Raw genomic sequence first — 20,048 nt, forward strand, 5'->3', positions numbered from 1 at the left:
GTGAGGCATGGAGGTGTCCGCGAGGTGCCTTACGGAGGCATTCGCACATGTCAGTCGAGTTGAACCACACCATCGTTCACGCCCGGGACAACCGGGAATCCGCCGAGTTCCTGGCGACGATCCTGGGCCTTGAGGTCGGGATCGAGTGGGGGCCGTTCGTCCCCGTCACCACCAGTAACGGCGTCACCCTGGACTTCGCCGGCATCCCGGTCGAGTCGATCACCATGCAGCACTACGCCTTCCTCATCTCCGAGGATGAGTTCGACTCGGCGTTCGAGCGGGTCCGGCAGGCCGGGATCACGTACTACGCCGACCCGCACATGAAGCAGCCAGGCGAGATCAACCACCACCACGGCGGGCGCGGGCTGTACTTCCTCGATCCGGCCGGCCACGGCATGGAGCTCATCACCCGTCCCTACGGCAGCCACGCGGCGACACCCCCGGCGCATCGACACTGTGCTCCTGAAGGCGGCGGAGCTCTCCGAGTGCGTTCCACTGCCGCGAGGCCAGCTGGGGATGGGGGATGTTACGGGCAGCCGAAGATCCTGGGCACCGCTGGTCCGTGACGCCGGGCCGGGGCGCTCGTTGGTCCGGGCGAGACCATTCCCCGTGGTCGTGCTGGCCGGGGCGGTGCTTCGCGAGTCATGTCCGCGTGCAGCCCCGGTCACCCCGCCGCACACCGCCCTTTCTGTCGCGGTCACCGGTGCCGTTGCGGGTGTCCTGCCGCTGCCGCGCCTGGACTGGCAGCGGTGGAAGCCTCGCGCTGAGCGCGTGTGGCGGAGGGCGTGGAATATGCGGTCACGTCTGCCAGGTGTCCCAGGTGCCACCGATCCACTCGACCGTGTCGTCGGTGTCCGGGTCGATGTCCTCCAGGCCGGCGCGGCGGCAGAGCTCGGCGACGTCGGCGAGGCAGTACGCCTTGCCGGCCTGGGTGGCGAGGATGTCGACGCGGCGGAACGGCGGGATTGCGTCGATGACCGGGTGCACGACGATGTGGGGCGGGATGTTCGTGGTTGTGGCCGCCGTGACTGGTGCTGGTGTCGGTCATGGCCTCAAGCGTGGACGCTGGGCGGCGGCCGGGCATCCCGAGCCTGATCGCGGGTGCGTGGGAGTCCCCCGTCTCTGTAAGGGACTCCCACGCAGGTGCCGGGCGACGGAGGGCGTCCGGCGTGCGCTGGCTCCAGACGTGCCCTCAGCAGCGCCACCCCAAGTCACCACACCATCGACCGGCGGGGGAACGGGTTGAGGCCGATCGGCGGCACGGATTCCCCCGGCCGTGTGCTGCATCGCGTATGGCGGGAGCCCCCGCGCCGCCGCACGAGGGCTCCCCGGCGCCGGGGAGAAGAGGCTGAGATGCCTGCCCGGCGGGGCATGGTCGACGGGAGGGGTCACGTCCGGACCGGCGCCCACTACCATCAGGCACCAGGGCGGGCGCGGATGCGATCCGGGTGGGCCGTCCGGGCGACGACGCTCCGTGCTCGTCAGGAGCGCAGATCCTGATCGGACTTGCGACTCGATCCGGCGGACTCCGTGTGTTTCAGGGTTGCTGCTGCGTGCCCGGTCGGCATCTTTGCCGGGAGGGGCTGCTCGGGAGCCGCTGAGCCGCCATGCCAGCGGTTCCCGCGTGCCGGGAAGTGACTGGTCGCGGCGCGCGCCGAGGGGAAAGCCCTCAGGTCGGCGGCGCTGATGCCAGTAACCACGGCCAACGCGCGGCACGGATCACGGATGGGGCCGGTCGGCGCAGCGGCTTCCTCCGACCGTGTGACGCGGTTTGAGAGGGACGGGCTGGCCCTCTCAACGTCGTCGACGGGGTGTTGCGGTGCCGGGTGGGCCCGCAACTGTGTCCGTCCGGGTCACAGTTGCGGGCCGGTTGTGGCCGGGACGGAACGCGACTGGCCGGAAGTGTCCTGCTCAACGGCCTGGTGTGGGGTCGGCGGGTATAGGTTCACCCCCGAATCCGACGCCTGTCCGAATCCGGCGGGCCGGATCCCGAGCGCAGTTCTGGTCGGCAGAATGTGCGGGCCAGGCCCGTCAGCGGTGGGAGCTGATGCCCACTCCTGCGGCTGGCGCAGGGGTGCCGGTCTCGGGGAGACCGGCCGCGCCGCCCTCAAAGCGCACATGCGCCCTCGTTGGCGGGGCTCCGCGGTGTCCGTGCCCCGCACTATTCCGAGTGCCTGCCGGGGTTCAGGATCTCGTCCAGCGTGTCGTGGACCACCGCGAAGGTCTCCGCCCGGATCGCAGCGTTGGTCCGTGCTATCGCATGCTGGTCCTGCTGGGCATCGGGAACATCGCTGGCGGCGGCCTCCAGCCTGCCGCGCTCCGCGCCGTACCGTTCCGCCTGACCGCCTGCCCAGTCGCGGACCCTGCGGATGCGTACCAGCAGTTCGTCTGCATCGACCATGTGAGGACCGTAACCCGCGGCCGCGACAGCCGCAGGGCGGCCCGAACACCCCAGTGGAGTTACGTAGCCTCCCACACGTGCGGTCCGTCCCCGACCCAGTGGACGCTGTCGGATGACTCGGGGTCCGCGTCCTGCAGTCCGGCACGGCGGCAGAACTCCAGGACATCCGCCAGTGAGTGCGCCTTGCCGACGTAGGTGCCCCGGATCTCGACGCGCCGGAAAGGCGGGAGCGCATCCACGACGGGGTGGACAGTCACATGGGCCGGTTCACGCTCTCGCTCGCTCATGTGTCCAGGGTGGCTGTCCTGTGCCGAGACGGCATCTGGCGGTCCGCACGATCGTCGGGCGCTCCGCGGCTGTCTCCGCGACTCGGGCGGACGGCCCGTACAACGCCGCCCGCGGTGGCGGGCAGGTCCCAGACCGCTGCCTCAAGGGCTCAGGCGGCTGGGCGATACGGGAACGGGCAGCGGGGAGGCATGGGGCCAGGATTGGGCGGCCCTCGCGTCCGGTGCCGACGTGTTGAGCGCCCTCATGCAGAGGTTTCTGAACTGCGGTTACAGCAAGAGCGTCGACGGTCCAGCCCCGGCCCGTTCCATTCGCACCCCGCCCGAGGGGCTGCGCATCGTGTTCGAGCGGTTCATGGCCGACCCGACCGGCTGACACCCGGGTGCGACTGGCGACGGCGCCAGTCGCACCGCGGTGGCGCTCGCGATCACAGGGCAGCTGACACTCTCCTGATCTGCGGGCATGCGGGGGAAAGCCGGAGGGTGGAACCAAGGTCGGCAGCTGGCCGTAACGGCCCTGCCCGCGCTCCTTGGGCGCGTTGCGGTCGGGCCGGGAGCGGCCAGTTCGCTGATGCCGCTGCGGTAGTACCAGTCCCAGCATTGCTCGCACCGGTACCGGGGGCTGATGGTGTCGATGTCGGTGATCGGGAGGATGTCGGCGACGGGGTCCAGGAGGTGCGCGCACAACGCGACCAAGCCGTTGGCGCGGGCGATGTGCCAGCATCGGGTCTCGCGGCCGACAGGATGGCCGGGCTGGTGCTCGGCGCGCAGTTGGTAGGCAGGCATGCAGTGCTCCCCGGGGGGTGGCGGCCCGGCGCGGATACCTGGGCCTGACAGAGGGCTGCGCGCTCACACAGGCTCCGTGGGTGCCGGGTTGGGTCGGGCCCGGCGTCCGGGGCCTGTGATCGTCGTTGTCGGACCAGCGCAGATCTACTGTCCGTCCGGATCCCGGCTTACCGCAACCGATGACAGCTGCCCCGAACCAGGTTTGAGGTGCCGTCGGTGGGTCGCCGGGCGTCAGAGCTCGATGACGGTGCCGGCTGTCCGGGAGCGTTCCGCCGCGAAGACGACGCGATGGCTTTCGAGGCTGGTTTCGATCCCGGACATGATCAGTTCACCGCGTCCGCTGTGCAGTGCGTCGAGGTAGGCGTAGAACATTGCCGCGTCGCCGCCGGCGTGCCCCTCGGCGGCCGAGGAGCCGTCAAGAGAGGTGTCGATGACGGTGGTGCGTTCGGTGCGGAAGTCGTACACCTGGATATGCCGTCCGTCGCCGGTGATCTGGCCGTGGGTGCCGAAGATCTTGGTGTGCCGGTTCTCCACGGGGGTGAACGCGGACAGGGTGAAGGATGCGGTGATGCCGCCCTGGTACTCGAGGTTGACGACCTGGTGGTCGACCACGTCGTTGTCCGACCGGTAGACGCAGCGCCCGTACGGGCCCTCCGCCAGAGCGGTGGAAACGGCTGCCTCTGTTAGCTCGCCGCCGGTGGCGATCTGGGTGAAGTAGCGTTTTGTGCCGCCGCGGCGCAGCCCGTCCTGGTAGATCCGCTTGGCCGAGTAGGCGCAGCTGGGCTCCACCGGGCAGCTGATGCAGCGTGCGGTGGCACCTGCAGGTGCCTGGTCGGCTCGGAAGTGGGCCAGGCTGCCGAAGGAGGAGACCTTGCGCACGGGCAGGCCGATGATGTCGTTGAGCCAGTCGATGTCGTGGCAGGACTTGGCCATCAGCAGGAAGGTCGCGGTGTCCTTCCTGCGCCAGTTGCCGCGTACGAATGAGTGGGCGTAGTGGTAGTAGCCGATCGGTTCCAGGTGCTGGACGCTGACGACGTCGCCGATGGCTCCTTCGAGGAGGGCCTGTTTCAGGGCGATGGTGTAGGGCGTGTAGCGCATGACGTGGGAGACGGCCAGGGCGGTGTGGTTGCGGCGGGCGGCGGCGGCGATGGCCTCGCAGTCGGCTTCGGTTGTGGCCATCGGCTTCTCCAGCAGCAGCTGGTAGCCCAGGTCGGCCAGCCTGGTCGCGGCGGCGACGTGGTCGGCGTCCTGGACGGCGATGACCGCGATGTCGGCCATGCGGGGCCGGGCGGCGAATTCCTCCCATGTGCGGAACACGCCTGCCGACGGGACCTGGTGCCGGCTGGAGAAACCCTCGCGGACCGGGTCCCGGGGTTCGGCCACCGCCACGATCCGGGCCTGGGAGGGGCGCTCGGAGGCGAGTCGGGCGTATGCGCTGCCGCGGGCGCCGGCTCCCAGGATGGCGATGGTCAGCGGGCGGTCGGCGGGCTCGGTGAGTGCTCCGCTGATGAACGCTGTTGATGCATGCGGGGTACGCACAGGGTTTCCTGTCTGTTCTGGGGTGGGTGCGGTGCTGGTCATCCCTTGGTCGCCCCCCCGGTCAGGCCCTTGACGAAGTGCTTCTGGAAGGCCACGTAGAAGACCAGGACGGGCAGGGTGGCCAGGAACATCAGCGCGAACTCGGCCCCGAAGTCGGTCTGGTGCTCTCCGATGGCGCGGTAGATGCCGACGGTTACGGTGGTTCCGGTGTCGGGCCCCAGGATGATCAGGGGGTTGAGGAAGTCGTTCCACACCCAGACGCCGAGGAAGATCATGACGCTGGCAGTGGCGGGCCGCAGCAACGGGAAGACGATCTGCCAGAACGTGCGTAGGGTGCTCGCGCCGTCGAGGTTGGCGGCCTCCTCCAGGTCGAGCGGGACGCCCTTGACGAAGCCGATGAAGACGAAGACGCCGAATGGGACGTAGTAGCCGATGTTCACCAGCACCAGCCCGACAACAGTGGTCATCAGGCCCAACGAGCCGAGCACCTGGGTGATGGGGGTCAGGATCACCGCGGGCGGGATCATCAGTCCGCAGAGCATGGCGACCAGGGTGGCCCTGGCCCAGATGCTGGTGGAGCGCGCCAGGTAGTGGCCCAGCATGGCCGAGATCATCGTGGTCACCGTGATGGACAGGGCGGTGACCTCGATGCTGTTGACCAGTCCGTACCAGAAGAGGTGGTCGGGTCGGGACAGGACCGCGGTGATGTTGGCGAAGGTCGGTGGGAGCGGCACCGCGAAGGGGTGCGGCACGATGTCCGGACCGGGCTTGAAGACGTTGACCACGATCAGGTACAGCGGGAGGAAGAACACCGCGGCGACGAAGACCGCGGCCACGGGCCGCAGCATGCCCGGCGAGGCCGCACCGGATCGGGGGGAGCGCGCGGACCTGCGCGTGGGGCGCCTGTCGGCGACCGCGCGTCGGCCCTGCGGGGCACGGGTCGAACGGGACGCGCGGGCGGGGCGGCCGGTGTCGGTGCTGTGCTTCACTGTGTGGCTCACATCGACACCTCTCTGCGCTGCAGTACGCGCAGGACGATCACGGATACCGAGGCGACCAGCAGGAGCATCACGGTGGCCATCGCCGAGGCGTATCCGACGTGGTTGCCGCTGAACGCGGTCTGGACGACCTGGAAGGCGATGGTCGATGTGGTGCCGTTGCCGGGGCCGCCGTTGGTGATCACCTGGACCTGGTCATAGACCTTGAATCCGGTGATCAGGAGCATCACCGTGTTGATCGTGAGCGCGGGGGCGAGCATGGGCCAGGTCACGTGGCGGAACCGGGCCAGCCCGTGGGCGCCGTCGATGGAGGCGGCCTCGTGCAGTTCGACGGGCACGCCCTGCAGGCCGGCCAGGTAGACCACCACGCAGAAGCCGACCATCTGCCAGGTGAGGATCCAGGCCAGGGTGAAGAGCGCCAGGTTCGGGTCGGAGAGCCAGCCCGGCGGATGCGTGACGCCCAGGGACCGGAGCATGGAGTTCAGTAGGCCGTCGTCGGTCAGGATGGCCCGCCAGATCACGCTGACGACCACTGAGCTGAGCACGACGGGGGTGAAGAACACGCTGCGCAGTGCGTTGTAGAGCCAGCCTCTGCGGTCCAGCAGCAGTGCGATGAGCAGGCCGCCCAGGTTGGCGGTGACTACGATGATGCCGGTGACCAGCGCGGTGTTGCGCAGGGCCCGTAGGAAGTCGTCGTCTGAGGCGAGCCGGATGTAGTTGGCCAGCCCGACGAATCTCGTCGGGGGGTTGAACGGGTTCTGGTTGGTCAGGCTGTAGTAGATGGTCAGGGCCACTGGGACCAGGACGAACGTTGTGTAGAGCACGAGCCCGGGCGCGCCGAAGGCGCTGAAGGTGCCGAGTCTGCGCGCGGTCGCGCCGAGCCGGGACCTGCGCGCTCTGGCCGCGTCGAGGTTGGACGTCACAGCAACCGCCTTTCCGAATAGTTGCCTTGCGGGTCCGGAGCCGATCGGGGCCGACAGCTCCGGACCTGTGGAACGGTGGCTACTGCTTGGCCTTGGCCCATTCGGTGTCCAGGAACGACGAGAACTGGGCGGCGGTCTTCCTGCCCGTCATCAGGTCCTGGACGCCGGTGGCGGTGGTTGCCGACATGCCGGGCGGCAGGGCGCCGTCACCGGTCTCGATGGAGAAGGCGTTGACGATGCCGTTCGCGGCCACGGCCTTCTCGTAGATGTCGACGGTGGCCTTGTAGACCGGGCCCATCGTGGTGGGCGGGGTGTAGCCCTTGATGGCGATGATCGAGCCGTCGCTCTTCACCGAGGCGTCCAGGTTCTGCTTGTCCTCCATGAAGGCCAGTGCCCACTTCTGCGCCAGGGCGGTGTCGGGGGACGTGGAGGACACCGACATCCCGCCGCCGGTGTAGGCGGGGACGACGAGCCTGCCGTCGTCGCTGGGCCAGGCGAACACACCCATGTCGAAGCTCGGCTTCTTGGCGTCGGCGGAGGCCGCGAACCACGAGCCCATGGGGTACATGGCGCCCTTGTTGTCGCGGAACGCCTGCTCGTCGTCGGCGTAGGAGCGCGAGAGCCCGGCCTTGTCGACGTAGCCGGCCGAGGTCAGCGCGGCGATCTTCGAGACCGCCTTGGTGAAGGCCGGGTCCGCGAACGTGACCTTCCCGGCCGAGCGGTCGGCCAGCCACTGCGGATTCTCGGCGTAGACGTCGGTGCCCACTGCGGCGATCAGGGGGTACATGTCTGCCCAGGTGTCCGCGCCGCCGCCGCCCACCACGAAGGGGTTCATCCCCTTGGCCTTGAGCGCGGCGGAGTCGGCCAGCAGTTGTGCGTAGGTCGTCGGCGGGGCGGTGATGTCGGCGGCGGCGAAGTCAGCCTTGTTGTAGTAGACGAGCGGGGTGGGCTGGGTGTTATAGGGCAGCTGGTAGATCCTGCCGTTGATCGGGTTGGACTGGGGTGAGACGAAGTCCTTGAGCTGGGCGTCACTCCACGGCACAAGCTTGCCGGCTTGGGCGAACCCGGCGGAGTCGACGGCGATCATGATGTTGGGGAGCTGTCCCGAGGCGTCGAGCTGCTTGGCGTAGGCGGTGCGGTCCGCCGTCGGGGCCACCAACTTCTTGATGGTCACCCCGGGAACCTTGGCCGAGGCCCTGGCTATGGCCGCGTCCCAGTAGGCGGCGTTGAGGTTCGGGGTCTCGAAGGTCAGGAACGTCAAGGTGACGTCGCCCTTCTTCCCTGCTGCCTGCCCGGTGCTGCTGCCGCCGGCTGCGCAGCTGGTCAGCGCCATGGCACAGGCCAATGTGACGGTGCCGAAAACCATGATTCTTCGCACGATGGCTCCTTCTCGGCCTGGTTGCACCAGGGCTCGCCCTATTTATTCAGAGTGGCTTAATAACCCTGCCGTGATGGGAAGTAACCCACACCCCTGAGCCCCTGTCAACGGTCCTGACGGGGAACTGAACCCGACAATCGCACCAAGTCACCGTTTCGATTGCCAACGTTAAGCAGCCACTCTTAATATTGCGGCAGGTGCGGGTCCATGGAAGGGCCTGCGGATGACTCGGGGGCCCTGACCATGAAGAACATGCGAGGGGACTCGTCCTACCTACGCCGGGTCAACTCGGTTGCCGTTCTGCGCGTTCTGCACGAGGGCGACGCCTACACCCTCACCTCGCTTGCCAAGGCTGCCGGAGTCTCCCGCCCCACTTGCGAGGAGTCCGTCAACGACCTGATCGCGCAGGGGTGGATCGCCGAGGCCGAGGCCGATTCGTCCGGGCAGCGTCAGCCGGGCCGCCCCGCCAAGCGATTCCGGTTCCGCACCGACGCCGCGTACGTGGCCGGGGTCGACATCGGAGCCCACAAGATCCTGGCGCTGCTGACCGACCTGTCGGGGCAAGTCATCGCCAGCTGCCGCGCAGCGGTGCGGCCCGACCTGGGCGCCGAGGAGCGGTTGGCGGTGGCACGCAGGACCGTCACCGGCGCAATGGACGCAGCCCCGGGAGCCGACCCGCGCAGCCTGCTGGCCGTGGTCACCGGAACACCAGGAGTGATAGACGCCCAGGGCAACGTCCTGGCCTCCACCGTCATGCCGCAGTGGACCGGGCTGCCGCTGGGAGAACGTTCCCGACGATTCTTCGGCATTCTGACCCAGGGCGGACGGGGCGCGTGGACAGCGGTGGAGAACGACATGAAGCTGGCCGCACTGGCCGAGCACTGGCGCGGCGCCGCCCGAGGCACCGACGACGTGGTCTACCTGCACGCCGGATACCGCATGGGCGCGGCCGCCCTGATCGGCGGACGTCCGCACCGCGGCAGGCACGGCGCCGCAGGCGAGGTCGGCTCCCTGGCCATCCTCGACTGGGCCAACACCTACCGCCAGCTCCAGTCCTACGACCCACCCCTCGGCGAGGCCACCGAGCAGATCGAACGCATCTTCGCAGCCGCCGGCGTCGGCAACGACGCACGTGCCACCGACCTGGTCGACGCCTTCGCCCGCGACATGGCCAACGGCCTGGCCGCCATGGTCCTGTCCCTGGACCCCGAGATCGTGGTCCTCGGCGGCGGCATCTCCCAAGCCGGCGCAGCCCTGCTCAACCCTGTGCGCAAGCACCTGGAAGCCCAGTGCCTCTTCCCTCCGCGCCTTGTCGTCTCCACCCTCGGCGACGAGGCCGTGGCACTGGGCGCCGTGCGGCTGTGCCTGGACGAGATCGAGCGGCAGCTGTTCGACTCCGAGACCCACCTCCTCGACGCACCGCGCAGCGGGGACCCCGCCTCGGCCCAGGGCGCCACCGAAGTCGGCGGCCGGCCGGAGTCAGCCTCCCGCTGAGGGGAGCGCCCGCGGCGCGGCGGTGGAAGACCGTGGGAGTGTCATGAATCGTGATAGACCCAAGACCGTCCCTCCGGATCCTCCGATTCACCTGAGTACCGAACTCCCAACCAGCAGGTCGGCCCCCTTGAAATGCGTGGGGTGTCACTGTGATTGTGCTGGTGGGCGGGAGGCCGGGGAGGCGTTGCCGAGCTGCACGGGGCTCGGTGCCGAGGCGGAGTCGCTGCCGTCCACGCGCAGGTAGTCCCTGCGCTCCGCAGTGGAGGCGATCCGGTCGACGGTGGAGCGGACCGGCCGGTTCGGTGGACTGCTTCGTGGTCGTGGTGGAGCTGTGCGATGGTGGGCGGCATGCCAATGGCTGTCGAAGTCGCGGGGACGAGGGGTGCTCCGGCGGTTGTGCTGCTGCACGCGGCGGGTACCAGAGGGTGGATGTGGAGCAGACAGGTGCGGGACCTTGCCGGGGATCTGCACGTCCTGGTGCCGGATCTTCCTGGGCACGGACGCAGCAACGGCTGCCCGTGGGTTTCGATCGCGGACACGGCCGGCCTGGTGGCCGAGGTGATCGCATCACACGTACCGCAGGGCAGGGCCCATGTCGTGGGGTTGTCTCTGGGTGGCTATGTGGGTGTGCGGCTGGCCGCGTTGACGCCGGACCGGGTCGTGAGCGCCACGGTGAGCGGGGTGAGCGTCCGTCCGTTCCCGCATCCGGGCCGGATGCGCCTGCTGGGCAGGCTGATGGCGCCGGTGGTGAGGTCGGGGCTGCTGCTGCGGGCGAACGCCCGTACTCTCAAGATCCCCTCGTCGGAGCTCGACGGGTACCTGGCCTCGGCACGGGCCATGACCAGGGACGCGTTTCGCAGGGTCAACGAGGAGGACTTGGACTTCCGGGTGCCGGCCCAGGCGGCGGATTCCCCGTATCCGGTCCTGGCGGTGGCCGGGGAGAACGAGCACGACCTTGTCAAACGCTCCCTGACCGAGATCGCCGAGGCGTTCGGGTCAGGTGAGGCTCGTCTGGTTCCCGGAGTCGGGCACGGCTGGAACGGGGAGAAGCCTGAGCTGTTCACGGCTGTGATCCGGCGCAGAGTCCTGGGACGTCCCCTGCCCGCCGAACTCCTGAAGCCCCCGATCGAACACTGACCGGGCCTCGCGCCCACCAGCGACGGCGCCGGCCACCCGGACTCCTGGGGAGACGCCGACGGAGATCGCCGATCCTCCCTGGGGAGGGGCGTGGGCGAGGCGCGGGAGCCCGGCTCGTCCTGCGGGCTGAGCTGCACGCCGCGTGGAAGGCCCGCCGTAGCACCGCACCCCGCCCCCGCCCCCTCCACCGCAGCCGGGGCCGGGGCCGTGGGGCGGCATCCTGACTCCCGCCACCCGTACCTGCCTGCAGCCGCTGCTCGCCCAGCTCGAAGCAGAACACACCGGCCGACCGGGCCCCGGCACACAGGCCCCGCCTGACCGCGCTCCGGGGACGCCCGTGCTGCGCCGGGCGCGGGTTGTACGCGGCGGCCCCGGCCGGCACCAGGCCCCGCCGCCGGGCGCACAGCCGGCGCCGGGCCCCGGGGCCCGGGACTGGGGAGTAACGCCGGGCTGCCGTATGCCGTGCCGTAAGCCCTGCCCACCGCCGTGCTGTATGGGGTGCCGCAGGGTGCGCGCGCCCCTCGGGAGCGGGTGGGTGTTCTGCCTGCTCAGCGGGCCTGCAACGGCCATCCCGGAGACGGACATCCCCCTGGTGTGCCTGGCCCGTGACGGAATGAGAGGGAGGGCGGGCATGGGTGCGCCTGGTGGTGGGGGTGTCTTCTCTCGCGGGCCGGGCGGCCTGGCTGGGTACGCCGTGATGGGTCGGCTACTGCTGGGGGATCACGAGTACCTGCCCGGGGTAGAGCTTGTCGGGGCTGGACAGCATCGGCCTGTTGGCCTGGTAGATCAGGTCGGACTGGCTGGGGTCGCCGTACTGCTGCGCGGCGATCTTGGGCAGGTTGTCGCCGTACTGGACCGTGTAGAACGTGGCCGGGGGCTGGGGGTCGAGGGCATCCGTGTTCAGCGCGGAGACGCCTGCGACGTTCACCGCGGCCACCATGACCTGCGCGGCCGTCTGCGGGTCCGCCACGGAACCGAAGATGGTCACCGTGCCCGAACCGTAGTCGAAGTCGACCTGAAAGCTGAACGTGTCCAGGCCCTGGCTGCCGATGTAGGTCTTGATGGCGTCGGCGGCCGTCTGGTTGGCGGTTGCCGGATCGGAGGCGGCCTGCGCGTTGGAGACGCTGAGCAGCTTCTCGCCGGTGGTCGGGTCATGCGCAATCGTCACGGTGGCTCCCTCAGGCTGCTTCCTGTCAGGGGTGTAGTCCCCCGTCCCGTCCTACCGGTACCGCCGCGGCGCAAACCTTGACCCGACCGGGCGTCCCAGCCCCCGTCCCCCAGCCGTCGGCGAATCCTGACACAACAACAACGATCCATACCCGGACACCCGGCACCCGCCGACACCAGGGCCGCACACCACTCACCGATGCGGCACGGCACTGACACCAGGGCGGCGTCACCGCGCTGACACCGGCCGCTGCGTGACGGCGCGCCCGGCTGCTCGTTGGACCGGGGGAGGCCATCCCTCGGCGAACGAGAGGGCTGCGGGAGTGAGCCGTCCGGCGCAGGTGGCCTGGCAGTGGGCGTGGCGGCGGCGCTGGAAAATCACCGCGCCCCAGCCGCAGGCCAGCGAGCCGAGCACCGGCACCCCGGCGGGCCCGGGGTGTGCTACTAGACCAGGCCGATGACCCGTTCCAGGCGTCTCCGTCGTCTCGCTCCGTCTGCGGTGACTGCCACCCCCAGTGGCCCCGGGGCGGCACGGCGAGCGCAGGGCGGAGGGATTGCGCTCATCGGGCTGGCCGGCCCAGCCCCCGGGGCCCGCCGGCCACGAGTACGGCACCGTCTCCTCATGGGTGCGGCGCAGTCAGGCTGCGCCCGGGCCCACCGGCCGCCTAGCGTGGGCGGTAGCCGTAACTGCCGTTGCCGGGCATCTGCAGGAGCGGATCAGTCGGTGCGGCCCCGCGGGACGGTGCCCGCCCGGGACGACGGACGGCACGCAAGCCGTTCGGGAGGAGGCCGAGGGACCGGTGGCCGAGGAGCCGCACAGCCCCGATGACGGCGAGAAGGCGCGAGCCTGGTGGGAGCAAGGGCAGGAGCCGGACTACCGCGCGACGTTGGCCAACGAGCGGACCTTCCTGGCGTGGTCCCGGACCGCCCTGGCGCTGCTGGCCAGCTTCCTGGCGGTTCTTCAGCTGGTCACCGGTGTACCACGGGCACTGCGCCTGGCGCTGGCCTGTCTGCTGGTCTCGCTGTCGCTCGCCGCCACTGTGGTGGGCTACCTGCAATGGCGTGTCCGTCAGGAACGCATGAGGATGGGCCGCCCCCTGGGGCACCTGCCGGTGCAGGCTCTCCTTGCGGCTGCGTTCGTCCTGCTGGCAGGAGTGGCCATCGCGGTGATCGCATTCGCTCCGGGCGGCCACTGACGCCTTGTCCCGGTCACACAGACGCGCGGCGGCCCGGAGGGCGGCTTCGGGCTGAACAGCCAGCGGTCGGCACCGCCGGGATGTGACGGCGGGGCAGGCCGCTCGTTGGTCCGGTGAGGGCATCCCCCGTGGCGTGTCGGCCGGGTTTGGCGGAAGGCTGTCGTCCTCGGCTCGTGACCGTCTCGGTCGCGTCACGCCGAGTCTGCCCCGGTGCCTTGTGGGCCAACGGACAGGCAGGCGAGCCCGTGGCGCGGTGCCTTCATCTGTACTCCCGAACGCGGGGTTTCTCACGGGGGACGAGTTGCTAACGGGTGCCCGGCGCGTCTGGCCCGCCGTGGGCCGCGAGCGCGTTCTCCCGCAGGTCCGGGTCGGCGCGGAGTGCCTGAGTGAACCAGTCGCCGTAGCGATCTCCGAGGAACGGGGCAGAGGCGCCGTGCAGCAGGACGCTCAGGCCCACGGTCACGGCGATGACGTCGCTCAGCAGTGCCGTCCCGGGCAGGTGCTCCTCGTAGGCGATCAGGCCGAACACCAGGGAGGCGAGCCCGCGCGGACCGAACCAGCCCAGGTAGGCCACGGAGGCGGGTCGCAGACCCGTGCCGATCAGCGCGAGTGCGACCGGCAGTATCCGGACGACGGTCAGGCTGATCACCGCGTAGACGACGATCCGCAACGTCAGGTGCTGGAGTGTCGGCCCGAGGATGACCGCGCCGAAGACCAGGAAGCTCAGCGAGGCAAGCAGGAGGCCGAGGCGCTCGGTGAACCCCGTGGTCTGTACGGCATCCGGGCCCTGTGCCCTGATGCCGTGGTCGGCAGGCGCCCGGCGCAGGCGGATACCGAAGGCCAGCCCAGCGGCCCAGGCACCGATGAAGCCGCTGCCCTCGACCGCGACACACGTCGCGTACGCGATGGCCGGAACAGCGAGTGCCAGGAACTGCCGCCAGTCAGAGGTGCTCCACCCCCGGGCGACCGACCAGCGCAGCACGCTCGCCCCGGTCCAGCCGGCCGCGAGTCCGATCGCGCCGCTCAGCGCCAGCGCACGCAGGAACGTCACGGCCACGCCCGGATGCCCGTGGCCCTCACCCGCCGCCGCCAACGCCAGCACGAAGAACGGAAGCGCCAGACCGTCGTTCAGACCCGATTCGACCGACAGGCCACCACGGATCAGCGCCGGGACCCGCTCGTTGGAGACGGCCTGCTGCCCGAGCGCAGCATCCGTCGGCGCCAGGATGATGCCGACCAGGGCCAGCTCCCACCCGGTCAGACCAGGCAACAGCGGCCAGGCCACCAGCCACCCGAGCGCCATCGTGGCCGGCAGGCCCACCACGAGCAGTCGCAGCGGCAGGAACTCCTCCCAGCGCAGGTCCCGGGCCCGGACCGCCGCCGCGTCCGCGAACAGCACGAGGACCAGAGCGCTCTCCAGGAGCGTCCGAGTGACCTCCGGATCCCTGGCCCGGTTCATCAGGTCCAGGCCCAGCGGACCGATCGCCAGACCGACCAGCATGAACACCAACGGTCCGGAGACCACAGTCGTCGACAGTCGCCGCGAAATCGCGCCGTAGCCGACAACGGCGCCGCCGGCCACCACCACAGGCCACTGGCTCATCGGCACTCCTCACGACGAGCGTGGGTCATCGAACTCCCACATTCCACGGCCGGAACCAGCAGCCACCCGCGACACCCCGCACCGGCGCACGGCCACGCGCCTGTCCCCACCCTGGGGTGACCCGTGAGCGGCTGATCGGCCGAACCTGCGTACGGCGGCTTGCCCCGGGCGCGGTCCGCATTCGACTGTGGCTCACCTGGAGTCGGCGACTGGACGGAGACCCGCTGTGGACGCACCGCCGACCGCACCGTTCGGGTCGCGTGGGATGGCTGAGCGGGTGGTACGCCCCCGCCGCCGGCTCCGGGCAGGGCTTGCTCAGCTGGTCTGCGCGGGCCTGGGCCGCGTGCTCGGTCTGCTTCTCCCGCGGATCGACGGTGGATGGCGGGTGGACGCGACGCGCGCCACCGAGGTCCTGCTCTCCGTGGGTCCGGCCATCGTGGGCGTGACAAGTGTGATCTTCTCGCTGCCGTTCCTTGTGGTGCAGTGGGCGGCCGGGAACTTCACCCCCCGGCTCGCGCTCTTCCGTACCGACCCGATGGTGTGGCGCACTTTCGCGTTCGTCATGGGGCTGCTGGTGTACACCACCACCGCGACGCTGGCGATCGGCGCGAAGAGCGAAGTTTCGGTGTGGGTGCCCGTCACCACCGTGGTCCTGACCGTCATCACTCTCAGCCTGGTCCGCAACCTCCAGCTACGGGCCTTCCAGTCGATCCAGCTCGCCCACGTCCTGGCCACCACGACCGAGCGGGCCCACAAGGTCATCGACGCCTTCTATCCGGACACCACACACAAGGCGGGAACCACCGAGGCTGGAGTCACTCCTCCCCTGCCGCAACTGCGCGCCACGGTGAGCTGGCCCGGCACCACCACGACCGTCGAGCAGCTCGACATTCTCGGCCTGACGAACGCCGCAACCAGAGCCGACGCCGTCGTGGTGATGCGGGTGCAGGTCGGATCCACCATCCAGCGCGGTACCCGCATCGCGGACATCCGCGGCGGAGACCTGCCCGAAGCCGAAGTGGTACGGGCGATCGTCGCGGGACAGGAACGGACCTTCCATCAGGACCCCCTCTTCGCCCTCCGTCTGCTCGCCGACATCGGCCTTCGGGCACTGTCCCCGGCGGTGAACGACCCGGCCACCGCGGTCCAGGTGCTGGACGCACTGGAAGGGCTGCTCGGCCGCCTCACCACGGACTCCCTGGATGCCGGGTCCGTGACCGACGACAAGGATGCCGTGCGCGTGGTCCTGCGGATGCCGGCCTGGACGGAGTTCGTCCGGATCAGCCTTGACGATCTGTTCGCCGCCGCCACCAAGTCACCGATGGTCCTGCTCCGCACTCGCAGGATGTTGCTCGCTCTGCTGGACGTCGCACAAGTCCCCGACCGCCGTGTGCCGCTGACCTCACGCCTTCGGTGGGTCGAGCAGGAGCTGACGGACCGATTCCCGCTTTACTGGCAGGAAGCAGTGGCGGAGGCGCCAACGATGTGACCCAGACCCTGCAGTGGTCAACGCCTCGCGGCGGAACCTGCCCGGCGCGCTGGCTCTGCTCCAACCGGGTCGCCCTGCCGTGACCAGCGTCGTGTCACGGTTGGCAGGCGCGAACGCCTGCCTAGGGTCGACCCCACAGAGCAGCACGTCGGGCAGCCAGCGCCCGCACGGTCCACCTTGTGGTCGGGCGCGCCCCCGTGGGCTTCCAGACCGAAGGACGTGGTGGTGTGACTCGCAGTCCGAACATCTTGTTGATCGTCACCGATGAGGAACGCTTCAACGTCCCTCGCCCCGCCGGGTTCTCCCTGCCAGCGCGCGAGCGGCTCGCCACCAGGGGCACGACCTTCGAGCACTACTACGCCGCCTCGGCCATGTGCAGCTCGTCCCGGTCGGTGATCTACACGGGGCAGCACCTGCCCCTCACGGAGATCTACGACAACGACAACATGCCCTACATCCGCCCGTTGGACCCGAAGCTGGGCACCATCGGGACGATGCTCCGCGCGGCCGGATATTACACGACGTACCAGGGCAAATGGCATCTGTCGAACTGCTACATCACCCCGGAGAGCCAGGGCCCGACGACCAACGCGCTGGAGCCGTACGGGTTCTCCGAGTTCAACGACTGGGGTGACATCGACGGCGGCGCGTGGGCCGGGCTGAAGGTGGACCCCGTCATCGCCGGGCAGGCGGTCGGCTGGCTGCGTAACCGGGCCCCGGCCGTCTCGCAGGAGCAGCCCTGGTTCATGGCCGTCAACTTCGTCAATCCGCACGACATCATGAGCTTCGACTACGGCGGCACCTCGCCCGTCCAGCTCCCGCCAGGACTCGCACACGCAGTCATCACGAAGGCCGCGGCCCAGATCCCGGTCTATCAGCGCACCTGGGAGTTCGACCTCCCCGCCAGCCTCCACGACGACCTGTCAGGCGCCGCGCCCGCCGTCCTCGAGTACGCCCGCATGCTCGACACCGTCTTCGGCCCCGTAGCCGACGACAGCCGCTGGCGCGAAGGGCTGAACTTCTACCTCAACTGCCTGCGCGACGTCGACCGCAGCGTCGAGACCGTCCTCGACGCACTGGAAGCATCCGGACAGGCCGACCACACAGTCGTGATCTTCACCTCCGACCACGGCGAGATGGCCGGCTCCCACGGACTGCGCCAGAAAGGCAACCTCGCCTACGACGAGAACTTCCACGTCCCCCTCATCATCAGCCACCCCGACTTTGCCGGCAGCACCCGCACCAGCGCCGTCGCCTCGGCTGTCGACCTCGCCCCCAGCATCCTCGCCTTCGCCGGCGTCGACGAAGCTGCGGTCGCCTCCCAGTTCCCGGCGCTGCACGGACGATCGCTGGTGCCCGTCCTGGAAGGCGGCTCGGTCCGCGACGGAGCCCTGACAGCCGTCGAATCCATCGTGAACCTGGACGCCGCCTTCTGGGCCGAGTTCGGCGACCCCGACCTCCCCAAGCGCATCGAATCCGGGGCGCTGCGCCCCGACTGGAACAAGCGCGGCTTCCTGCGCGGCTACACCGACGAGCGCTACACCTTCGCGCGCTACTTCTCGCCCGGCCACCCGAACCGGCCCACCACTGCTGAAGAGCTCTTCGCCGACAACGACATCGTCCTCTACGACCGCCAGCAGGACCCGGCCGAGATGCGCAACCTCGCCACCGACCCCGTGCACCGCGAACTCGTCGCCCGCTACAGCGCCCTCCTTGAGGCTCTGATCGATTCCGAGATCGGCTCGGACGACCGGGCCTGGGTCACCGAGCGCCCCCGTCTGCTCGGCTGGCCGACCTGGCACGGCGACGGCGGTGTGCCCGCCGGGCGCAGGCCTGCCGAAGTGCGCGTGAAGCAGTAACCAGCCCGAGGGACACAGCTACCGGTGCGCCGGGCGGGAACATGCGAACGCCCCGGCACAACCGGGGCGGGGCCGCGCGTCTGCGCCCTCGTGCGGGTACCCGGGGGGCGAAGCCGAAGACGGTTCGCCGCTCTCACCTCCCCCGGGGGTCTGCCTGACGGGTCGGGCAGGCCCCCCGTACGCGCGTGCTGGGCCTACAGTCCGCTGGCGCTGGCCTGCCGTTCGACCGACTCGGGGCCGCGGAGGTCGAGGTCGTCCGGGCCGGCTGGGCAGACGAACTCGCCCACGATGGCCTCGCCGACACCCCCACACTGCTTCCGGGAGGCTCGTGGTCGACCGGTCCCGGGCGCGTTGGGCGGGGCGTGGTGGTCGGCTTGGGGGCGCGGCGGTCCGCTGGTGTCTCCTGTGGTGGGTGGGCCGGACTCGTCGGGGTCCTCTTCGGCTTCGCCTCGGTGGGCCTGGTCGTGAATGATTCGGTCAGCGGGTCAGTTGGCGGCCGGTGATCAGTTCGGGGTGGATCCGTACCGCGCAGTCCGTGGCCTGGCCGGTCCAGGGCTGGAGCCGCTGGTAGGGGAGGAGCTGGTGGGGGTCGGTGATCAGGCGGGCGTAGCCGGTGGCTACGACGCTCCAGCCGAGACGGGTGTCGGGGTCGATGGTGTCGGCTTCGTAGGCGACCACAACGCCCGTGGTGGTGGTGGCGTTGTCGAGGTAGGCGGCCAGGGCCGTGCCGTGGTGGGTGCGCACGATGATGTCGCCGTTGTGGACGATGTGGTTGACCGGGCGGATCGTGGGCAGGGCGTGCTGGGTGAACACGATCCGGCCCAAGGTCACGGTGCCCAGCAGCCGCAGCGCTTGCGCCGGGTCGAGGTCCCGCAGCGTCGGGCCCCGCGCCTGGGCGGTGGCGGCGGACGTGTGGTCGGCACTCACAGCGGGCTCCTGTCGGCTGCGGCGGGTGGGGAACCGCCGTCTTTGATGGTCACGCCGCCGGGTGCTCGATGCCAGGGCCGTTCGGCCCCGGATCCGGGACTGCCGTGCCGTGCGGGCGCCAAGAACGATGGCGGTGGTCGGGGGTGTGGGTACGGGCCTGAACGGTGGGACTGGCCGCGGCGGCCGGACTGGCGTCGCCGGCCACCGTCCCGCCCACGGCCTGGGCCGCGCTGACCACCAGCGCCTCCTACATCCCCCGGCACGCCCACGTCGCCAGCGGCGGCAACAACACGGCGTCGGTGATCGACACGGACAGCAACACCGTCACCGCCACCATCCCCGTCGGCGGAAACCCGTCTGGTGTCGCGGCCCCCCGGACGGCCTGCGCACCTACGTTGCCAACGGTAACGACACGGGGTTCGGAGTGGCCCGGTCATGGAGGGTGCGGGTCGGGAGTGCCGCCGGGCATCCGGGGCGCTGTACACGTCGCGGGGGCCCGTGGTGCGCGGGGTGGGGCTGCTGTGAGCCGCCGTGGACGGGGTCGTGGTTCGGGGCGAGGCTGGCGGGGTTCCAGATGGCAGTGGGCCGGTGACGGGGACAGCCGTTCCTTACCGGGCGGGTCCGGCCCGGCCGCCGCTGTGGGTCATCGCGCTGAGGGTTCTGGAGGGCGCAGGGCCGTCCAGGCGGCTTCCTGGAGTCGGCCGCGGCTGTGCTCACGCTGGAAACGTGGGTCGGCCCTGGGTCAGTCAGGGGGGCGGTGGCTCCGCGTCGGCTCGGTTCAGGACGTCGTCATCGAGTCGGAGACGACTGAGCTCGGACCTTGGCGGTCTGGGACGGTCTACTTCCACCTGCCCGAAGACGACTGAG

17 protein-coding genes and 1 pseudogene are annotated in these 20,048 nt (G+C 70.0%); 8 read left to right on the forward strand and 10 right to left on the reverse strand.

The annotated features are described in order from the left end of the window. Nucleotides 1–47: 47 nt before the first annotated feature. Nucleotides 48–425: pseudogene (locus ABH925_RS31900) on the forward strand (VOC family protein); the annotation flags it as partial. Between the two features lie 373 nt (nt 426–798). On the opposite strand, the gene ABH925_RS31905 reads toward ABH925_RS31900, so the two are convergent. From ABH925_RS31905 to ABH925_RS31915, 3 genes are all read right to left on the reverse strand, one after another. Beyond that, a complete protein-coding gene (locus tag ABH925_RS31905) occupies nt 799–987 on the reverse strand; it encodes a hypothetical protein (protein WP_370153665.1) in 189 nt (62 codons plus the stop codon). Nucleotides 988–2,161: 1,174 nt separating this feature from the next. After that, a complete protein-coding gene (locus ABH925_RS31910) occupies nt 2,162–2,401 on the reverse strand; it encodes a hypothetical protein (RefSeq protein ID WP_370153667.1) in 240 nt (79 codons plus the stop codon). Between the two features lie 59 nt (nt 2,402–2,460). After that, nucleotides 2,461–2,688, reverse strand: coding sequence for a hypothetical protein (locus tag ABH925_RS31915; protein WP_370153669.1), 228 nt, complete (start codon nt 2,686–2,688; stop codon nt 2,461–2,463). Nucleotides 2,689–2,932: 244 nt separating this feature from the next. Here ABH925_RS31915 and ABH925_RS31920 point away from each other — a divergent pair, with 244 nt between their 5' ends. Continuing rightward, entirely contained in the window at nt 2,933–3,061 is a 129-nt protein-coding gene (locus tag ABH925_RS31920) for a hypothetical protein (protein WP_370153671.1), read from the forward strand. Between the two features lie 641 nt (nt 3,062–3,702). On the opposite strand, the gene ABH925_RS31925 is transcribed toward ABH925_RS31920, so the two are convergent. The 4 genes from ABH925_RS31925 to ABH925_RS31940 all read right to left on the reverse strand — a co-directional run bounded on the left by ABH925_RS31925 (nt 3,703) and on the right by ABH925_RS31940 (nt 8,309). Continuing rightward, complete coding sequence (locus tag ABH925_RS31925; RefSeq protein WP_370153673.1) at nt 3,703–5,010, reverse strand: Gfo/Idh/MocA family protein; 1,308 nt, start codon at nt 5,008–5,010, stop codon at nt 3,703–3,705. A 38-nt stretch (nt 5,011–5,048) separates the two neighbouring features. Then, nucleotides 5,049–5,858 carry a carbohydrate ABC transporter permease gene (locus tag ABH925_RS31930; RefSeq protein WP_370153725.1) on the reverse strand — a complete coding sequence of 270 codons (810 nt, stop codon included), beginning with the start codon at nt 5,856–5,858 and terminating at the stop codon, nt 5,049–5,051. 149 nt (nt 5,859–6,007) lie between these two features. Further along, the gene (locus ABH925_RS31935; protein ID WP_370153675.1) at nt 6,008–6,931 is read right to left on the reverse strand and encodes a carbohydrate ABC transporter permease; all 924 of its coding nucleotides are present in this window, start codon (nt 6,929–6,931) and stop codon (nt 6,008–6,010) included. 79 nt (nt 6,932–7,010) lie between these two features. Beyond that, nucleotides 7,011–8,309: an ABC transporter substrate-binding protein gene (locus tag ABH925_RS31940; protein ID WP_370153677.1), complete on the reverse strand. Its 1,299-nt coding sequence runs from the start codon at nt 8,307–8,309 to the stop codon at nt 7,011–7,013. Between the two features lie 252 nt (nt 8,310–8,561). Here ABH925_RS31940 and ABH925_RS31945 point away from each other — a divergent pair, with 252 nt between their 5' ends. Both ABH925_RS31945 and ABH925_RS31950 read left to right on the forward strand, forming a co-directional pair. After that, complete coding sequence (locus tag ABH925_RS31945; RefSeq protein ID WP_370153679.1) at nt 8,562–9,803, forward strand: ROK family transcriptional regulator; 1,242 nt, start codon at nt 8,562–8,564, stop codon at nt 9,801–9,803. A 354-nt stretch (nt 9,804–10,157) separates the two neighbouring features. Then, nucleotides 10,158–10,940, forward strand: a complete 783-nt coding sequence (locus tag ABH925_RS31950; protein ID WP_370153726.1) for an alpha/beta fold hydrolase — start codon at nt 10,158–10,160, stop codon at nt 10,938–10,940. Nucleotides 10,941–11,646: 706 nt separating this feature from the next. Here ABH925_RS31950 and ABH925_RS31955 read toward each other — a convergent pair. Further along, a complete protein-coding gene (locus ABH925_RS31955) occupies nt 11,647–12,108 on the reverse strand; it encodes a LysM peptidoglycan-binding domain-containing protein (RefSeq protein ID WP_370153681.1) in 462 nt (153 codons plus the stop codon). A gap of 799 nt (nt 12,109–12,907) precedes the next feature. On the opposite strand from ABH925_RS31955, the gene ABH925_RS31960 reads away from it, so the two are divergent. Beyond that, nucleotides 12,908–13,303 (forward strand): DUF202 domain-containing protein, encoded by a 396-nt coding sequence (locus ABH925_RS31960; protein WP_370153683.1) that lies wholly within the window; start codon nt 12,908–12,910, stop codon nt 13,301–13,303. 304 nt (nt 13,304–13,607) lie between these two features. On the opposite strand, the gene ABH925_RS31965 is transcribed toward ABH925_RS31960, so the two are convergent. After that, nucleotides 13,608–14,906, reverse strand: coding sequence for a cation:proton antiporter (locus tag ABH925_RS31965; protein WP_370153686.1), 1,299 nt, complete (start codon nt 14,904–14,906; stop codon nt 13,608–13,610). 265 nt (nt 14,907–15,171) lie between these two features. Here ABH925_RS31965 and ABH925_RS31970 point away from each other — a divergent pair, with 265 nt between their 5' ends. Both ABH925_RS31970 and ABH925_RS31975 read left to right on the forward strand, forming a co-directional pair. Beyond that, nucleotides 15,172–16,395 carry a DUF2254 family protein gene (locus ABH925_RS31970; RefSeq protein ID WP_370153688.1) on the forward strand — a complete coding sequence of 408 codons (1,224 nt, stop codon included), beginning with the start codon at nt 15,172–15,174 and terminating at the stop codon, nt 16,393–16,395. 227 nt (nt 16,396–16,622) lie between these two features. Continuing rightward, a complete protein-coding gene (locus ABH925_RS31975; protein ID WP_370153690.1) occupies nt 16,623–18,254 on the forward strand; it encodes a sulfatase-like hydrolase/transferase in 1,632 nt (543 codons plus the stop codon). 477 nt (nt 18,255–18,731) lie between these two features. On the opposite strand, the gene ABH925_RS31980 is transcribed toward ABH925_RS31975, so the two are convergent. Then, on the reverse strand, nt 18,732–19,181 hold the full coding sequence (locus ABH925_RS31980; RefSeq protein ID WP_370153692.1) for a pyridoxamine 5'-phosphate oxidase family protein: 450 nt from the start codon (nt 19,179–19,181) through the stop codon (nt 18,732–18,734). A gap of 299 nt (nt 19,182–19,480) precedes the next feature. Here ABH925_RS31980 and ABH925_RS31985 point away from each other — a divergent pair, with 299 nt between their 5' ends. After that, entirely contained in the window at nt 19,481–20,047 is a 567-nt protein-coding gene (locus ABH925_RS31985; protein WP_370153727.1) for a hypothetical protein, read from the forward strand. Nucleotide 20,048: the final 1 nt, after the last annotated feature.

Source organism: Streptacidiphilus sp. EB129, from assembly GCF_041262645.1.
GTDB lineage: Bacteria > Actinomycetota > Actinomycetes > Streptomycetales > Streptomycetaceae > Streptacidiphilus.